The 15785-nt window shown below is 69.5% G+C and carries 15 protein-coding genes; 12 read left to right on the top strand and 3 right to left on the bottom strand.

Annotated elements, in window-relative coordinates; all coding sequences use genetic code 11:
- The 5 genes from gspM (at position 1) to ACLFRB_RS06515 (ending at position 5447) form a co-directional block, all read left to right on the top strand.
- Positions 1-507, top strand: a complete 507-nt coding sequence (gspM, locus tag ACLFRB_RS06535) for a type II secretion system protein GspM (protein ID WP_411068204.1) — start codon at positions 1-3, stop codon at positions 505-507.
- Entirely contained in the window at positions 504-1286 is a 783-nt protein-coding gene (gene gspN / locus ACLFRB_RS06530; protein ID WP_411068203.1) for a type II secretion system protein N, read from the top strand. Before gspM ends, gspN begins: the two co-directional genes overlap by 4 nt.
- A 29-nt stretch (positions 1287-1315) precedes the next feature.
- The gene (gene ligA / locus ACLFRB_RS06525; RefSeq protein WP_411068202.1) at positions 1316-3346 is read left to right on the top strand and encodes an NAD-dependent DNA ligase LigA; all 2031 of its coding nucleotides are present in this window, start codon (positions 1316-1318) and stop codon (positions 3344-3346) included.
- Between the two features lie 83 nt (positions 3347-3429).
- Positions 3430-3780: a phasin family protein gene (locus tag ACLFRB_RS06520; RefSeq protein ID WP_411068201.1), complete on the top strand. Its 351-nt coding sequence runs from the start codon at positions 3430-3432 to the stop codon at positions 3778-3780.
- A complete protein-coding gene (locus tag ACLFRB_RS06515; protein ID WP_411068200.1) occupies positions 3777-5447 on the top strand; it encodes an ABC1 kinase family protein in 1671 nt (556 codons plus the stop codon). The genes ACLFRB_RS06520 and ACLFRB_RS06515 overlap by 4 nt, the downstream gene beginning before the upstream one ends.
- Before the next feature lie 21 nt (positions 5448-5468).
- Here the strand turns inward: ACLFRB_RS06515 and ACLFRB_RS06510 are convergent, their stop codons facing one another.
- Together ACLFRB_RS06510 and mutS are read right to left on the bottom strand one after the other, a co-directional pair.
- Positions 5469-6110: a TIGR04211 family SH3 domain-containing protein gene (locus tag ACLFRB_RS06510; RefSeq protein WP_411068199.1), complete on the bottom strand. Its 642-nt coding sequence runs from the start codon at positions 6108-6110 to the stop codon at positions 5469-5471.
- Positions 6111-6320: 210 nt separating this feature from the next.
- Positions 6321-8903, bottom strand: coding sequence for a DNA mismatch repair protein MutS (gene mutS, locus ACLFRB_RS06505; RefSeq protein WP_411068198.1), 2583 nt, complete (start codon positions 8901-8903; stop codon positions 6321-6323).
- 120 nt (positions 8904-9023) lie between these two features.
- On the opposite strand from mutS, the gene ACLFRB_RS06500 reads away from it, so the two are divergent.
- The 3 genes from ACLFRB_RS06500 (at position 9024) to ACLFRB_RS06490 (ending at position 11205) form a co-directional block, all read left to right on the top strand.
- Positions 9024-9446 (top strand): archease, encoded by a 423-nt coding sequence (locus ACLFRB_RS06500; protein ID WP_411068197.1) that lies wholly within the window; start codon positions 9024-9026, stop codon positions 9444-9446.
- Positions 9447-9473: 27 nt separating this feature from the next.
- Complete coding sequence (locus ACLFRB_RS06495) at positions 9474-10904, top strand: RtcB family protein (protein ID WP_411068196.1); 1431 nt, start codon at positions 9474-9476, stop codon at positions 10902-10904.
- A 130-nt stretch (positions 10905-11034) separates the two neighbouring features.
- Positions 11035-11205 carry a PEP-CTERM sorting domain-containing protein gene (locus ACLFRB_RS06490; RefSeq protein ID WP_411068195.1) on the top strand — a complete coding sequence of 57 codons (171 nt, stop codon included), beginning with the start codon at positions 11035-11037 and terminating at the stop codon, positions 11203-11205.
- Positions 11206-11315: 110 nt separating this feature from the next.
- Here the strand turns inward: ACLFRB_RS06490 and efp are convergent, their stop codons facing one another.
- Positions 11316-11879, bottom strand: a complete 564-nt coding sequence (efp, locus tag ACLFRB_RS06485) for an elongation factor P (RefSeq protein ID WP_411068194.1) — start codon at positions 11877-11879, stop codon at positions 11316-11318.
- Between the two features lie 192 nt (positions 11880-12071).
- Here efp and ACLFRB_RS06480 point away from each other — a divergent pair, with 192 nt between their 5' ends.
- The 4 genes from ACLFRB_RS06480 (at position 12072) to pgsA (ending at position 15683) form a co-directional block, all read left to right on the top strand.
- Positions 12072-12386, top strand: a complete 315-nt coding sequence (locus tag ACLFRB_RS06480; protein ID WP_411068193.1) for a gamma-butyrobetaine hydroxylase-like domain-containing protein — start codon at positions 12072-12074, stop codon at positions 12384-12386.
- Between the two features lie 137 nt (positions 12387-12523).
- On the top strand, positions 12524-13225 hold the full coding sequence (locus ACLFRB_RS06475) for a rhomboid family intramembrane serine protease (RefSeq protein ID WP_411068192.1): 702 nt from the start codon (positions 12524-12526) through the stop codon (positions 13223-13225).
- Positions 13226-13254: 29 nt separating this feature from the next.
- On the top strand, positions 13255-15081 hold the full coding sequence (uvrC, locus tag ACLFRB_RS06470; protein ID WP_411068191.1) for an excinuclease ABC subunit UvrC: 1827 nt from the start codon (positions 13255-13257) through the stop codon (positions 15079-15081).
- The gene (pgsA, locus tag ACLFRB_RS06465; protein WP_411068190.1) at positions 15078-15683 is read left to right on the top strand and encodes a CDP-diacylglycerol--glycerol-3-phosphate 3-phosphatidyltransferase; all 606 of its coding nucleotides are present in this window, start codon (positions 15078-15080) and stop codon (positions 15681-15683) included. Before uvrC ends, pgsA begins: the two co-directional genes overlap by 4 nt.
- Positions 15684-15785 lie beyond the last annotated feature (102 nt).

Raw genomic sequence — 15785 nt, 5'->3', positions numbered from 1 at the left:
GTGCTTCGGGAATGGTGGCGCGACCGCCCCCCCAGGGAGCGGGTCATCCTGGCCGTGGGGATTGCCGCTCTTTTGCTGGTGGGAGCCTATCTCCTCATCGAGCCCCACCTGGAGGAGCGCCAGCGTTTGGCCCAGGAGATCCCGGAGCTGCGCGAGGACCTCTCCTGGATGCGGGAGCACCTCGCCGAGGCCAAGCGCCTGGGAGGGGAATCCGGCGCTCCCGATCCCGACGCCGGCGAGGGCGAGAGCTCCTTCGGGCCGGCGCTGGTGGAGGAATCCCTACAGGGCGCAGAGCTCGCCGAGGAGGTGGAGACCCTCCGTTCCTCCGGGGAGGAGGGGGTACAGGTGGCCTTCACCCGGGTGGCTTTCCCCGAGCTGGTCGGCTGGCTGGGCGACCTCCGGCAACGTTCCGGAGCCGAGGTACGCACCGCGCGCATCCAACGGAACGGGGAGCAGGAGGGCATGGTGGAAGCGGAGCTGACCCTCGTCCCGGGAGAGGAACCGTGAGAAAACGCTGGGTGCGGTTGGTCGGCCTTGGGGTGGTGGTTTACCTCCTGGCCCTTGTGGTTCAATTCCCCGCCTCCTGGGCGCTGCACTGGGCCCGCGACTCGGTCCCCGACACGGTAGCCTGGGAAGGGGTGGAGGGCACCGTCTGGAGTCCACGCTTCCAGCGAATCGCCGTCTCCCTGCCCGGCGGCGGACGCCTGCAGATCGGACCTGGGGAGGTCCGGATGCGGCCCGGCTCCCTGTTCACCGGGAAGCTGGGCTATACCTTTCGCGCCGAGGTTCTCGGCGGACAGGTGCGCGGGCGGCTGAACTACGGTTTGGGTAACCAATGGGTGATCCCCAAGCTTCAGGCCCGCCTGGACCTGGCCAGCCTCGGCGAGGTGGACCCCCGGCTGGCCATGGCGGAAGCCCGGGGCACCCTGCTCTTGGCCGGGCAGGACCTGCACGGCGGCTCCCTTCCCGAAGGGGGGCAGGTCCGGGCCACCCTGGAAGGACTGCGGTTGGGCCTGCTTCCCACCGAGGACGCCCTGGGGGAGTACGCCCTGGAAGGGGAGGTTTCCGGGCCCGGGCGCCTGGAGGGCACGGTAGAGAGCCTCCGCGGGGGTACCCTGGACGTCAACGGCCGGTACCGGCTCGACCTGGCGGAACGGACCTACCGGTTCAACGGCGAGGGGCAGGCGGGCGCCGACGCCCCCGAGGCGCTGCGGGACATGCTGCCCATGCTCGGAACCGTAAGCGACGGTCGCGTGACCATCCGGCAGCAGGGCGGCCTCCCGTAGCGAGTCCAACAGCAACCACGGGAGCTCCCATGGCCGAGCGAGGCAGGGCCCAGGACGACTACCGCCGTCTCCAGGACCTCCGCGAGCAGCTGCACTACCACAACTACCGGTACTACGTGCTCGACGACCCGGAGATTCCCGACAGCGAGTACGACCGGATGTTCCGGGAGCTGCAGGAGCTGGAGGCGCGCCATCCCGAGTGGGTGACACCGGATTCCCCCACGCAGCGGGTGGGCTCGGCCCCGCTCGACGAGTTCCCCGAGATCCGGCACGCGGTCCCCATGCTGTCGCTGCAGAATGCCTTCAGCGACCAGGAAGCCCACGATTTCGACCGCCGGATCCGCGACCTGCTGGGAACCGCCGAGGCCGTGGACTACACGGTGGAGCCCAAGCTGGATGGCCTGGCCGTCTCCCTGATCTATGAGGACGGCGTCCTCGTGCGCGGCGGCACCCGCGGCGACGGCTACCGCGGCGAGGAGATCACCTCCAACCTGCGTACCATCCGCCAGATCCCCCTGCGTCTGCGCGGCTCCGGCTGGCCGTCCCGCCTTGAGGTGCGCGGCGAGGTGTTCATGAGCAAGTCCGGCTTTCAGCGCCTCAACGAGCGCCGCCGGGAGCGGGGCGAGGCCGCCTTCGCCAACCCGCGCAACGCCGCAGCCGGCAGCCTGCGCCAGCTCGATCCGCGCATCACCGCCGAACGCCCATTGGAGATCTCCATCTACGGGCTCGGCCAAGTGGACGGCGACATCGGCGAGCGCCACAGCGAGGTGCTGGAGCGCCTGCGGGGGTGGGGATTCCCCATCGTCCGGGAGGTGCGCACCGCCCGGGGCATCGAGGCCTGCCTGGAGGCCTACCGGGGACTTCTCGACCAGCGCCACGACCTGCCCTACGAGATCGACGGGGTGGTCTACAAGGTGGACCGCTTCGACCACCAGGAGGAGCTGGGCAGCATCGCCCGCTCGCCCCGCTGGGCGCTGGCCCACAAATTCCCCGCCCTGGAGGAGCTGACCCGCATCCTGGACATCGAGCCCTCCGTGGGGCGCACCGGGGCGGTGACCCCCATCGCCCACCTGGAGCCCGTGGAGGTGGCCGGAGCCACGGTCTCCCGGGCCTCCCTCCACAACCAGGACGAGATCGACCGCAAGGACGTCCGCATCGGCGACTGGGTGATGGTTCGGCGCGCCGGGGACGTGATCCCCGAGGTGGTCAAGGTGGTCACCGAGCGCCGCCCCGCCGACGCCCGGCCCTACCGCCTCCCGGACACCTGCCCCGTGTGCGGCTCCCAGGTGATCCGGCCGGAAGGGGAGGCCATCGCCCGCTGCACCGGGGGCCTCTCCTGCCCGGCCCAGCGCCTGCACACCCTCCTCCACTTCGCCAGCCGCCGCGCCATGGACATCGACGGCCTGGGGGAGAAGATCGCCCAGCAGCTCATCGACCGGGACCTGGTGCACACCCCGGTGGACCTCTACCGCCTGACGGTGGAAGACCTGCAGGGCCTCGACCGCATGGCGGAGAAGTCCGCCACAAACCTGGTCAACGCCATCGACGCCAGCCGCCACACCACCCTGGCGCGGTTCGTCTACGCCCTGGGCATCCTGCTGGTGGGGGAGGCCACGGCCCAGTCGCTGGCCTCCCACTTCGGTACCCTGGACGCCCTGTTGGCGGCGGACGAGGCGGAGCTCCAGCGGGTCCCCGACGTCGGCCCGGCGGTAGCGGGCTCCATCGTCACCTTCCTCCGCCAGCCCCACAACCAGGAGGTCATCGCCGGCCTGCGCCGGGAACTGCGGATCGAAGAGGGCGAGGCGAGTCCGGCGGAGGGCCCCGACCTGTCGGGGCTGCGCCTGGTGCTGACCGGGTCCCTGGAGCGCCGGACCCGGGACGAGGCCCGGGCCGCCCTGGAAGCCCGGGGGGCTCGGGTCACGGGCTCGGTGTCGGCCAAGACCGATTACGTGGTAGCTGGCGCGGACCCGGGATCCAAGCGGGACAAGGCCGAGGAGCTGGGGGTGCGGATCCTGGACGAGGAGGGCCTGGAGCGGCTCCTTGAACAGGGCACTGCCTGAAACGAGTGGCCCGTTCGGCGCCCCTTCTGCTAGGGTTCGAGGTACGATCGAACCCCATGGCCCACCGAGACAGGAGCGGGAGGATGCGTGACCGGCTTAGGACCGCGGTGGATGTCGCCCTGGGGGCGGCGGTGACCGGCTGGCGGGGCGCGCGGCGACGGGCGGCCGGGCTGGCGGAGGCCGGCCGGGCCAGCCGCGAGCGGCTCCAGGAACGGGTGGACCGGGAGACGGAGACCTGGCGCGAGTCGGGGCGGGAGCAGATCAACGAGGTCGAGGAGCGGGTGCGGGAGGAGACCACCCGGGTGCTCCACGGCATGCACCTGGTGACCCGGGAGGACCTGGAGGACCTGAGCCGCCGCATCACCCAGCTGCAGACTCGCCTGGCCGAAATAGAGCGCCGGGTAACGGATCCCGACGCGGGTAATCGAGAGTGAGCCGCTTCGGCCTCGACGGCCTCCGGCAGATCAACCGGCTGCGGGAGGTCCTGGGAGTCCTGGCCCGCTACGGATTCGGCGAGCTGGTCCAGCAGCTGCGGCTGGGGCGCCTCCTGCCCTCCTGGGCCCGGAAGGGCCCGGAGCGGGCCCGCGGCCTGACCACCGCGGAGCGCGTCCGCCGGGTCTGCGAGGAGCTGGGGCCTTCCTTCATCAAGATCGGCCAGATCCTGTCCACCCGGCCCGACCTGCTGCCCCCCGACTGGATCGAGGAGCTCTCCAACCTCCAGGGACGTCTGCCCCCCATCGATTTCGCCGACATCGAGGAGGAACTGCGCGCCGCCTGGGGCGACGAGGGATGGCGCCGGCTGGCCCGCTTCGACCGCGAGCCCATGGCCACCGCCTCCATCGCCCAGGTCCACCGGGGCACCCTGGACACGGGAGAGGAGGTGGCGGTGAAGGTGCGCCGCCCGGGGATCCAGGAGCAGGTGGAGGTGGACCTGCGGATCCTTCGGCGACTCGCCCAGCTGGCCGCCGACCACATCGCCGAGCTGGCCCACCACGATCCGGTGCAGATTGCCGAGGAGTTCTCGGAGAGCTTCCGCGCCGAACTGGACCTCACCCAGGAAGGGCGCAACCTGGAACGGTTCCGGGAGAACTTCCGCAACCGGCGCGAGGTACGGTTCCCCGAGGTGCATTGGGAGTACACCCGGGAGACGGTCCTGGTCACCGAGCTCATCGACGGCCCCATGGCCCTCACGCCGCCCGAGGAGCTGGACGACCTGGGCTACGACCGGCGCGGCCTGGCCCGGGTGGGCGCCCGTGCCTTCCTCAAGATGATCATCCAGGACGGCTTCTTCCACGCCGACCCGCACCCGTCCAACGTCATCTTCCCGGAGCCTGACCGGGTCTGCTTCATCGATTGCGGCATGGTGGGGAGACTGCGCCCCGAGCTGCGCGAGCGCCTCCTGGGGCTCCTTCTCGCCCTCATCGAGCGCGACGCCGAGGAGGCCGTGGACGCCTTCCTGAGCATCGGCCGGGCCCCGGCGGACCTGGACCGGGACCAGCTGCTCCTCCACGCCGAGCGCTTCATCGAGCGCTACCACGGCGTGCGCCTGGAGAACCTGCAGCTCGGCGAGATCCTTCTGGAGTTCGTGCGCCTCATCCGGGCGCACCACATCACCCTCCCGCCGGACCTGGCCCTCCTGGCCAAGGCCCTCATCACGGTGGAGGGGCTGGGACAGGTGCTGGACCCTGAGTTCGACATGGTCTCCGAGGCCGAGCCCTATCTCCGGGCGGTGATGCGGGCACGCTATCGCCCCGACCGGGTGGCCAGGCGCATGCTGGGCCAGTTGGAGGCGGGGGGCGCGGAAACCCAGGCCGCCTATCGCGATTTCCGCAGCGCCCTGCGCCGTCTGGGGCAGGGCACCCCCATCCAGTTCGAGCTCCGGCAGCTGCGCAGCCTGGAGCAGGAGCTGGACCGGGCCAGCAACCGCATCGCCTTCGCCCTGGTGGTGGCCGCCCTGGTCATCGGCTCCGCCCAGCTGGTGGTGGCGGGAGCGGGGCCGGAGGTCTACGGGCTTCCCATGTTCGGCCTGGTGGGCTTCGGCGTGGCGGCCTTCTTCGGCCTGTGGCTGATCGTGGCCATCTTCCGCTCGGGGCGCCTCTGACGCCCCACGGCGAGAGTCCGCCTACAGCTCGTAACGGCGCTTCTTGCGGAAGCGGATCCTGGGCAGGATCAGCCCCACCAGCATCCCGGCAATAATCACGCCCGCCCCCCGGGTGAACCACGTCTGAGCGGAGAGGTCCTGGAGCCGGCTGTTCTCTTCCTGCAACCGCTTGAGCTCCTCGGCCTGCTCCTGGTTTTTCTGGTCCAGGGTCTCGGCGCGCTCCTTCAGGTCCACCGCGTTGGAGCTGACCTCCTTGAGCTCTTCGAGCTCGCGCGTAAGCTCCCCGTTCTCCTTCTCCAGGGCCTGCAGCTCTTCACGCTGCCCCTCCATCTCCTCCATCCGCTCTTGGTTGCGCTCCAGACGTTCGCGCATGTCGGCGATCCGGTCCCGCGCCGCGGGCTCGTCCATCAGGTAGCGGGTGAGGACCCAGCCTTCCGTGCCGGAAGGCGTCTGAACGCGGGTAAACCCCGCCTCTTGATCCACCTCGAGCACTTCCACCTCGGCACCGCTCTCGACGGAGCCAAGGATCTTGTGCTGGTCGGACTTGCCGCGCCGGAGCGTGATCTCCAGCTCGTCGCTGACGTAGCGGGTCTCGGCCTGAACGGCGAGGGAAGTGAAGGCGAGCAGCAGGGCGAGCAGGACGACGGATGTACGCTGTAGCATTTTCTTTGGATTCGAAAACCGTATGGGGTGGCCTTGTTCGTGCCTAGATGATGCCCATTTCCTCGGCCGGGTTCAAACCCCCCGAATAGCGTATTTACCGGTATCCAATGTAACCTTTTGATTATTCCCCGGCTTTTGAATTAGAGCCCTATAATATTCTCTAAAGGGATAGAAAGGGATTGAGGCCGGAGGGAAGGGGCGTAGTCAGGACTATCTGCTGCGGGCCTGCTCCTGGAGCTCGTAGAGGAGCTCCAAAGCCTGGCGCGGGGTGAGGCTGTCAGGGTCGACCTCCCGCAGACGCTCCACCAAGGGGTCGGAGGCGCTGCCGAACAGATCGAGCTGCGGGGCCGGCTCGGGGTCTCCGGGCTCGTGGGTGGGGGTGACGGCCCCCGACTCCAGCTCCTCCAGGAGGCCCCGGGCGCGCTCGATGACGGGGGCGGGAAGGCCGGCCAGGGAGCCCACCTGCAGGCCGTAGCTGCGGTCGGCCGCGCCGTCGCGCACGGTGTGCAGGAAGATCACCCGGTCGCCGTGCTCCCGGGCGGAGACGTGGACGTTGGCCACGCCGGAGAGCCGTTCGGCCAGATCGGTGAGCTCGAAGTAGTGGGTGGCGAACAGGGCCCAGGAGCGGTTGTGCTCGGCGAGGCGCTCGGCGCTGGCCCAGGCCAGGGCGAGCCCGTCGAAGGTGGAGGTGCCGCGGCCGATCTCGTCCATGAGCACCAGGGAGTCGGGGCCAGCGTTGTGGAGGATGTTGGCGGTCTCGGTCATTTCCACCATGAAGGTGGAGCGCCCCGAGGCCAGGTCGTCGCGGGCGCCGATGCGGGTGAAGATGCGGTCCACCGGGCGCAGGCGCGCCTCGGCGGCGGGCACGTAGCTGCCGGCGTGGGCGAGCAGGGTGATCAGCGCAACCTGGCGCATGTAGGTGGACTTGCCGCCCATGTTGGGCCCGGTGATCAGCAGCATGCGCCGCCGGTTGTTCAGGATCAGGTCGTTGGGCACGAAGGGCTCGCTGCCGGCGGTCTCCACCACCGGGTGGCGGCCCTCGCGGATGGTCAGGGAGCGGTCCTCGGTCCATTCCGGCTGCACGTAATCCAGGGCCTCGGCCCGCTCGGCGAAGCAGGCGAGCACGTCCGCCTCGGCGATGGCTTGGGCCAGTGGCTGCAGGGCGGGCAGGTCGGCGCGCAGCGCCTCCACCAGCTCCTCGAATAGGGCCTTCTCCCGGGCCAGGGCCCGCTCGGCGGCGGACAGGGCCTGCTCCTCGAAGCGCTTGAGCTCCGGGGTGATGAAGCGCTCGGCGTTCTTCAGGGTCTGCTTGCGGATGAAGCGCTCAGGGACCCGGTCCAGGCGGGACTTGGAGACCTCGATGTAGTAGCCGTGGACCTTGTTGTAGGCCACCTTGAGGGTGTCGATGCCGGTGGCCTCGCGCTCCTCCGCCTCCAGGCGGACCAGGTAGTCGCCGGCGTTGTCCCCCACGTCCTTGAGCTGATCCAGCTCGTCGTCGAAGCCGGGCCGGATGAAGCCGCCATCGCGCACCGTAGCGGGCGGCTGATCCACCAGGGCGCGCTGGAGATGGCCCACCCATTCGGGCTGCGGGGGCAGCGCCTCCACCAGCTCGGCAAGGCGCGGGCTGTCGTGGCGTCCCAGGACCTCCCGGAGCTCGGGGATCACCGCCAGGGTATCGCCGAGCTTCTTGAGGTCCCGCGGATTGGCCGAGCCCAGGCCCACCCGGGTCAGGATCCGTTCCATGTCCCCGGCGCGGTCCAGAACCTCGCGCACCTCCAGGAACCGCCCCCGGTCCACCAGGGAGCCCACCGCCTGGTGGCGCCGACGCAGGGCCTCCATGTCGCGCAGGGGGCGGTTCAGCCACTGCCGCAGTAGCCGGGCCCCCATGGGGGTCACGGTGCGGTCGATGACCCCCACCAAGTGGGTGTCGCCCTCGCCGGAGAGGGTGCGGTCGATCTCCAGGTTGCGGCGGGTGGCCGCGTCCATGACCACCGTCTCCGCCGTGTGCTCGCGCTCCAGGGTGCGCACGTGGGGCAGCAGGCCCTTCTGCGTCTCCCGGGCGTAGAGGAGCAGGGCCCCGGCCGCGGGGAGGCCGGCGGGCAGACCCTCGCAATCGAAGGCCGACAGGTCCCGGGTGCCGAACTGCTCGGTGAGGTACTCGCGGGCGGTGTCCTCCTGGAAGCACCAGACGGGCCGCGGCTGGGCCCGGTCCCGATAGAGGGGGCCCACACTCTCCGGGAGGGTGTGCCCCTCGGGAAGGAGGATCTCCGCCGGGTCGAGGCGCGTCACCTCGCCGCCCAGGGCTTCCTCCGAGTCCAGCTCGGTCACCGTGAACCGGGCCGTGGACAGGTCCAGGGCGGCCAGGCCCCAGCGGTCGCCCTGCGGCCCGGGCACTACGGCGGCCAGGAAGTTGTTGGCCCGCTCCTCCAGAAGATGGGATTCGGTGAGGGTGCCCGGGGTGACCACCCGGACCACCTTGCGCTCCACCGGACCCTTGGCGGTGTTGGGGTCGCCCATCTGCTCGCAGATGGCCACCGACTCCCCCGCCTTCACCAGCCGCGCCAGATAGGGCTCCAGGTTGTGGACCGGGACCCCGGCCATGGGGATGGCCTGCCCGCCGCTCTCGCCGCGCTGGGTGAGGGTGATGTCGAGCAGCCCGGCGGCGCGCTGCGCGTCCTCGAAGAACAGCTCGTAGAAGTCCCCCATGCGGTAGAACAGCAGGATGTCCGGGTATTCCGCCTTGATGCGGAGGTATTGCTGGACCATGGGGGTGTGGGCGCTGGCCTGGGTCATGGGTGCTCGCGTCCGGTGCAGGGGCTAGGGGAACCAACGGATGGGGCGCCGCTTGAGCGGCCCGGGAAACGGTAACATACTCAAATTTTGCCGCGCGTTCCGGCGCCGGGGAGGAAGGCGATGGCGCAGGCCGGGTGGTCCCACTACGAGCATCAGGCGGATGTGGGCATCCGCGCCTTCGGACCCACCCTGGAGGAGACCCTGGTCCAGGCCGCGGTGGGCCTGACGGCGGTGGTCACCGATCCCGAATCGGTGGTTCCCCGGGACCCGGTTCCCGTGGAGGTTTCCGCCCCCGACCCCGAATTCCTCCTGGTGGAGTGGCTCGACGCCCTCGTCTACGAGATGGCTACCCGCTCCATGCTGTTCGGCGCCTTCGAGGTGTCCCTGACGGAGGGGGGGCTGGCCGCCACCGCCTGGGGCGAGCCCGTGGAGCGGGCGCGCCACGAGCCCGCCGTGGAGGTGAAGGGCGCGACCCTCACCGACCTGCGGGTGGTGCGGCAGGAGGACGGCACCTGGACGGCCCAATGCGTGGTGGACGTCTAGACCCAACGGCGAGGGGAGGACCCGGGCATGGACATCGGCCGGCTGCACGAGGTGGAGGACTTCCAGTGGGTCCTGGAGCCGGAAGGGGCCATGCGGGTGCCCGGCGTCCTCTACGCCGACGAGGCGCTGCTGGAAGGCATGGACGACCGTGTCCTCGAGCAGGTGGCCAACGTCGCCGCCCTGCCGGGGATCGTCCAGGCCTCCTACGCCATGCCCGACGCCCACTGGGGCTACGGCTTCCCCATCGGCGGGGTGGCGGCCTTCGACCCCGACGCCGGCGGGGTGGTCTCCGCCGGCGGCGTGGGCTTCGACATCTCCTGCGGCGTGCGCACCCTGCGCACCGGCATCACCGCGAAGGACATCCAACCGCATCAGAAGGCCCTGGCCGACATGCTCTTCCACCGCATCCCGGCGGGCCTGGGCAGCCACGGCAAGATCCACCTTTCGCCCGGCCAGATGGACGACATGCTCGCCGGCGGGGCGCGCTGGGCGGTGCAGGAGGGCTACGGCGAGCCGGAGGACCTAGAGCGGATCGAAGGGTACGGCTACATGCCCGGGGCCGATCCCGCCCAGGTGTCGGGGCGCGCCAAGGAGCGACAGAAGGACGAGATGGGCACGCTGGGCTCCGGGAACCACTACCTGGAGGTGCAGAAGGTGGCCGCGGTCCACGATCCGGAAACCGCGGAGGCTTTTGGGCTCCGGGAGGGGGACGTGGTGCTCACCATCCACTGCGGCTCCCGCGGCCTGGGCCACCAGATCGGCACCGAGGCCCTCAAATCCATGGCCAGGGCCGCCCCCGGACACGGCATCGATCTTCCCGACCGCGAGCTGGCCTGCGCGCCGCTGCGCTCCCCGGAGGGGCAGGCCTACCTGGGCGCCATGCGCGCCGGCATCAATTGCGCGCTGGCCAACCGACAGATCATCACCCACCTGGCCCGGCAGGGGTTCCGCGAACTGTTTCCGGACGCTTCTCTGGAGCTCCTCTACGACGTCTCCCACAACACCTGCAAGGAGGAGGAGCACCGGGTGGACGGAGAGACCCGGCGTCTGTTCGTCCACCGCAAGGGCGCCACCCGGGCCTTCGGCCCCGGCAACCCCAATCTGCCGGCCGCCCTGCGTCCCGTGGGCCAGCCGGTGCTCATCGGCGGCACCATGGGCACCGCCTCCTACATCCTGGTGGGCGAGGAGGGCAACGAGACTCGCTCCTTCGGCAGCTCCTGCCACGGCGCCGGGCGCCGCATGAGCCGCAACCAGGCCAAGAAGCAGTGGCGCGGCGACCAAGTGGTCCGCGAGCTCGCCCACCGGGGCATCCTGATCCGCAGTCCCTCCATGCGGGGCGTGGCCGAGGAGGCCCCCGGCGCCTACAAGGCCGTGGAGGAGGTGGTGGAGGCCGCCGAGGCCGCCGGCCTCTCCCGCCGGGTGGCCCGGGTGGAGCCCCTGGTCACCATCAAGGGCTAACCCACTGAAATCCCCACCGAATCTTTCCCGCCCACTCGAGCCCAAGGACGTTTCCGAGACGGAGCTTCTGAAGGACGGCTACTACAGCGCAGCTGTTACCGACCTGGCCAACCTCAACTACTTCGTCAATGTGGGCGACGTCACGGACTGGAGCACCTACGAGCAGGGGGTTGGGACCTTCACCCTGCGCCTTACCCCGGAGGGAGCGGTGAACGTTCCCGCGCCGCAGACGGCCGGGCTGCTGCTGACCGGCCTGGCCCTGGTGGTCGCCAGCCGGCGCCGCAAGGCCGGCCCCTGCTGACCCGGAAAGAGCGGCCCCGGCCAAAAGCCGCCCCCCGAAAAAAAATGCCCCGGCTACCCTTGGGGAGCCGGGGCATCGTCGTACGGCGCGGGAGCCCCCGGGCGGGGGCCTTACTTCACCCGGTCCTCGTAGCTGCCGTCGGCGGGGTTCACCCGGATCACGTCGCCGGCCTCCACGAAGGGCGGTACCATGACCGTCACCCCCGTCTCCACCTCGGCGGGCTTGTAGGAGGCGCTGGCGGTCTGGCCCTTCACCACCGGCTCGGCGTCCACCACCTTGAGCTCCACGGCCTTGGGCAGCTCGATGCCGATGGGGCGCTCGTTGTGGAAGAGGACCTCCACCTCGGTGTTGGGCAGGAGGAAGTCCGTGGACCCCTCCAGGACGTCCTCGCCGATGGTCACCTGGTCGTAGGTCTCCTGGTCCATGAAGACGTAGTGGGCGCCGTCGTGGTAGAGGAACTGCATGGGCCGGGGCTCCACCACCGCCTTCTCCACCTTCTCCTCCGAGCGGAAGCGGTGGTTGGTCTTGGTCCCGGTCTCGATGTTCTTGAGCTCGGCCTGGATGAACGCGCCCCCCTTGCCGGGCTTGGTGTGCTCGGTCTTCAGGACCCGCCACAGGCCGCCGTCGAACTCGATGATATTGCCCTTGCGGATCTGCAGTGCCTCAAGCTTCATGGTTCCCTTCTCTTCGATTGCCGGTGGGGTGGGGCGAACATATTATCAAGAACTGATAAATTACGGTCCGGTCCAAGGAATCAGGCTTTCCCGAAGGGCCGGAGGCCGGGGCCGTTTTTACCATATCCCGTGCAGCCAGCTTAAGTCGGTCCCGGGACGTCAGCGAACCGAGATCGAGGAGCGTTTACGGCCATGAGCCAGCATAGCAGCCATCAGCCGGTGGAGATCCGCCCCCACACCAAATCCAAGATCCTTGAGATCGAGTGGGACGACGGCCACATCTCCAAACTCACCTACGAGTACCTGCGGGTGGAGTGCCCCTGCGCCGATTGCAAGGGTCACACCCCGGACCAGGCGAAGACCATCACCGGCAAGGAGCACGTGGACATCACCGACTTCCAACCGGTGGGGAATTACGCCCTCCAGCTTTCCTTCGACGACGGCCATAATACCGGCATATTCACCTGGGACTACCTGCGGCGGCTGGACACCTCCGCCGAAGCCTAGGGGGCTTCCGGCTACCGAGCCGTCCCGAGGCAGGCAGGCGGCGCGGGCCGCTCGAGGGGCGGCCCGGTTCCCCGCGCTTCCGGACGCCCCGGACCGGTACCGGCCCGGGGCCCGGCCCAAGGGATACCCCATACCCCATGATCCCCCTGTACGACGACAACCCCACGAGCCGCCCGCCGGTGGTCACGGTCGCCCTGATCGCCCTCTGCGTGGTGGCGTTTTTGGGCCAGATCTCCATGACCGAGCAGGCCGCCACCCGGCTCATCTACCAGCTGGGGGCCATTCCGGCGGTGATCACCGGCGAGCTGCGCCTGCATCCCGATCTGGCCGGTACGGTGCCGGCGCAGGCCACCCTGTTCACCAGCATGTTCCTGCACGGGGGGCTGCTGCACCTGGGGGGGAACATGCTGTACCTGTGGATCTTCGGCAACAACGTGGAAGACGCCCTGGGCCACTTCCGCTTTCTGCTGTTCTACCTCGCCGGTGGCGTGGTGGCGGCCCTGGCCCACATCTACACCGACGCCGGGTCGGAGGTGCCCATGATCGGCGCCTCGGGGGCCATCTCCGGGGTGCTCGGGGCCTATCTGCTCCTGTACCCGAAGGCGCAGGTGGCGGTACTGATCCCCATCGGCATCATCCTGCAGCTGGTGCGCCTGCCGGCGGTGGTGGTCCTGCTGCTGTGGTTCCTGTTCCAGTTCCTCTCCAACGTGTTCGCGGGCGCCCAGGAGGGGGGTGGGGGCGTGGCCTGGATGGCCCACATCGGCGGTTTCCTCGCCGGCATGGTCCTCCTGTTCTTGTTCAAACGCCGGGGTGTCCCGCTTTTCGGCGATGGGCGCTGATCCGGCAGGAACCTGTACCGCGTTAAGGTATGACCGAAAGCGAGCAGCGTAACGCCCTGATTCAAAAGATGCCCACCGGCCCCGGCGTCTACCAGATGGTGGACGAGGCCGGGGTGGTGGTGTACGTGGGTAAGGCGCGCAACATCCGCAACCGCATCCGCAGCCACTTCCAGAACGCGGATACGGACGCCAAGACGCGCGCCATGGTGCGCCAGATCCACGACATCCACGCCACCCTGACGCACACGGAGACCGAGGCCCTGCTCCTGGAGAGCAACCTCATCAAGCGCCACAAGCCGCGCTACAACGTCCTGCTGCGGGACGACAAGAGCTACCCCTACATCTTCCTGTCCCGCAACCACGACTACCCCCGGCTGGCCTTCCACCGCGGACCGCAGAAGGAGAAGGGGCGCTACTTCGGGCCGTATCCTTCCGCCGGGGCGGTGCGGGAGACCCTGAAGCTGATGCAAAAGATCTTCCCGGTCCGCCAGTGCGAGGACACCTTCTTCGCCAACCGCTCGCGGCCGTGCCTGCAGTACCAGATCGAGCGCTGCAGCGGCCCCTGCACCGGCGAGGTGGACGAGGACACCTACCGGGAGTACGTGCGGCAGGCGGAGCTGTTCCTCGCCGGGCGCAACGAGGAGCTCGACCGCGAGCTCACCGAGCGGATGGAGCAGGCCGCGGCGGAGATGCGCTTCGAGGAGGCGGCCCGGCTGCGCGACCAGATCCGGGCCATCCGGCGGGTCCAGGAGCACCAGCACGTCAGCGGCGGCAACGGCGACCACGACGTGATCGCTGTTCGCATGGAGGCGGGGATGGCCTGCGTGCAGGTGTTCTTCATCCGCGGCGGGCGCAACCTGGGCAACCGGGGCTTCTTCCCCAGCCACACCGAGGGAGTCCCCCCCGAGGCGGTGCTGCAGGCGTTTCTGACCCAGTTCTACGACGACAAGCCGGTTCCGCCGAGCGTGGTGGTGAACCGGCCCCTGGAGGAGAAGGAGGCCCTGGAGGAGGCCTTCGCCGAGCGCATGGAGCGCAAGGTGACCATCACCCATCCGCAGCGCGGCGAGAAGCGCCACTGGGTGGCCATGGCCGAGCACAACGCGGATAATGCCCTGCAGCGCAGGATTTCCGACTCGGCCAGCCTGGAGGCCCGCTACCAGGCCCTGGCGGACGCCCTCGGTCTCGAAGCGCCCCCCGAGCGCATGGAGTGCTTCGACATCTCCCACACGCGGGGGGAGGGCACGGTGGCCTCCTGCGTAGTGTTCGACCGGGAGGGACCGCGGAAATCCGATTACCGGCGCTTCAACATCCGGGACATCGAGCCGGGGGACGACTACGCGGCCATGGAACAGGCCCTGTCCCGGCGCTACGGCCGCCTGAAGCGGGAAGGGGCGCCGCTGCCGGACCTGGTCATCGTGGACGGGGGCCAGGGCCAGCTGCATGTGGCCGAGCGGGTCTTCGAGGAGCTGCAGATCTCCGGGGTGGAGCTGCTCGGGGTGTCCAAGGGCCCGGAGCGCCGCCCCGGCGAGGAGGACCTCTGGCAGCCGGGCCAGGCGCACGCCTTCAGTCTCGACCCGCATGCCAAGGCCCTGCACCTCCTGCAGCAGATCCGGGACGAGGCGCACCGCTTCGCCGTCTCCGGCCACCGGCAACGGCGCAGCAAGGCCCGCCGCGAGTCCGCGCTGGACGGCATTCCCGGGGTGGGGGGCAAGCGCAAGAAGGCCCTGTTGAGCCACTTCGGCGGCCTCAAGGGGATCCGGGCCGCGGGCGTGGAGGACCTCCAGAAGGTGGAGGGGATCAGCCGCTCCCTGGCGGAGCGCATCTACGCGGAATTCCATTCGGGGAGTAACGGGTGAACTGGAACGTTCCGAACATCTTGACCCTCATCCGCATCGGGGCCATTCCCCTGCTGATGGGCCTGTTCTTCATCCCGGGCTGGCCCGGCTACCTGGCGAGCACAGTGGTCTTCGTGCTCGCCGCCATCACCGACTGGGTGGACGGCTATTGGGCCCGCCGCTACGAGCAGACGAGCGCCTTCGGGGCTTTCCTCGACCCGGTGGCCGACAAGCTCATGGTGGCCACCGCCCTGGTGCTGCTCACCGCCGACGGGCGCGCCCCGGCCATCCTCACGGTGATCATCATCGGCCGGGAGATCACCATCTCCGCCTTGCGGGAATGGATGGCCGAGCTCGGCAAGCGGGCCGCCGTGGCGGTTTCCTGGATGGGCAAGCTCAAGACCGCCGCCCAGATGGTGGCCATCGTTCTGCTCCTCCTTCATGAGCCCATCCAGGGGGTGGACGTCCATCTCTGGGGCCTGGGGCTGCTGACCCTGGCGGCGGTCCTGACCCTGTGGTCCATGATCCTCTATCTGAAGGCGGCCCTGCCCATCCTGCTCTCCGGGGAGGAGAGTCCCGCGGAAGGGTCCGGATCCCCCGCGGGCGGCCGGGGCGGACCTTGACACAACAGGGCCGTTTTGCGAGATTAAGCCGTGCCGGGCGGAAGTAGCTCAGCTGGTAGAGCACAACCTTGCCAAGGTTGGGGTCGCGAGTTCGAATCTCGT

This window comes from Thiohalorhabdus sp. (genome assembly GCF_046545655.1).
Taxonomy (GTDB): domain Bacteria; phylum Pseudomonadota; class Gammaproteobacteria; order Thiohalorhabdales; family Thiohalorhabdaceae; genus Thiohalorhabdus.
Note: the sequence above shows the minus strand (reverse complement) of the source record. Positions and strands in the feature narration are given on the sequence as shown.

What these genes read in the sequence shown, in the direction of transcription:
- ACLFRB_RS06480 (WP_411068193.1), top strand. Translation starts at nt 12,072, where the DNA reads ATGAGCCAGCATAGCAGCCATCAGCCGGTGGAGATCCGCCCCCACACC.
- mutS (WP_411068198.1), bottom strand. Translation starts at nt 8,903, where the DNA reads ATGACCCAGGCCAGCGCCCACACCCCCATGGTCCAGCAATACCTCCGC.
- ACLFRB_RS06475 (WP_411068192.1), top strand. Translation starts at nt 12,524, where the DNA reads ATGATCCCCCTGTACGACGACAACCCCACGAGCCGCCCGCCGGTGGTC.
- ACLFRB_RS06520 (WP_411068201.1), top strand. Translation starts at nt 3,430, where the DNA reads ATGCGTGACCGGCTTAGGACCGCGGTGGATGTCGCCCTGGGGGCGGCG.
- ACLFRB_RS06500 (WP_411068197.1), top strand. Translation starts at nt 9,024, where the DNA reads ATGGCGCAGGCCGGGTGGTCCCACTACGAGCATCAGGCGGATGTGGGC.
- efp (WP_411068194.1), bottom strand. Translation starts at nt 11,879, where the DNA reads ATGAAGCTTGAGGCACTGCAGATCCGCAAGGGCAATATCATCGAGTTC.
- ACLFRB_RS06510 (WP_411068199.1), bottom strand. Translation starts at nt 6,110, where the DNA reads ATGCTACAGCGTACATCCGTCGTCCTGCTCGCCCTGCTGCTCGCCTTC.
- ligA (WP_411068202.1), top strand. Translation starts at nt 1,316, where the DNA reads ATGGCCGAGCGAGGCAGGGCCCAGGACGACTACCGCCGTCTCCAGGAC.
- uvrC (WP_411068191.1), top strand. Translation starts at nt 13,255, where the DNA reads ATGACCGAAAGCGAGCAGCGTAACGCCCTGATTCAAAAGATGCCCACC.
- ACLFRB_RS06495 (WP_411068196.1), top strand. Translation starts at nt 9,474, where the DNA reads ATGGACATCGGCCGGCTGCACGAGGTGGAGGACTTCCAGTGGGTCCTG.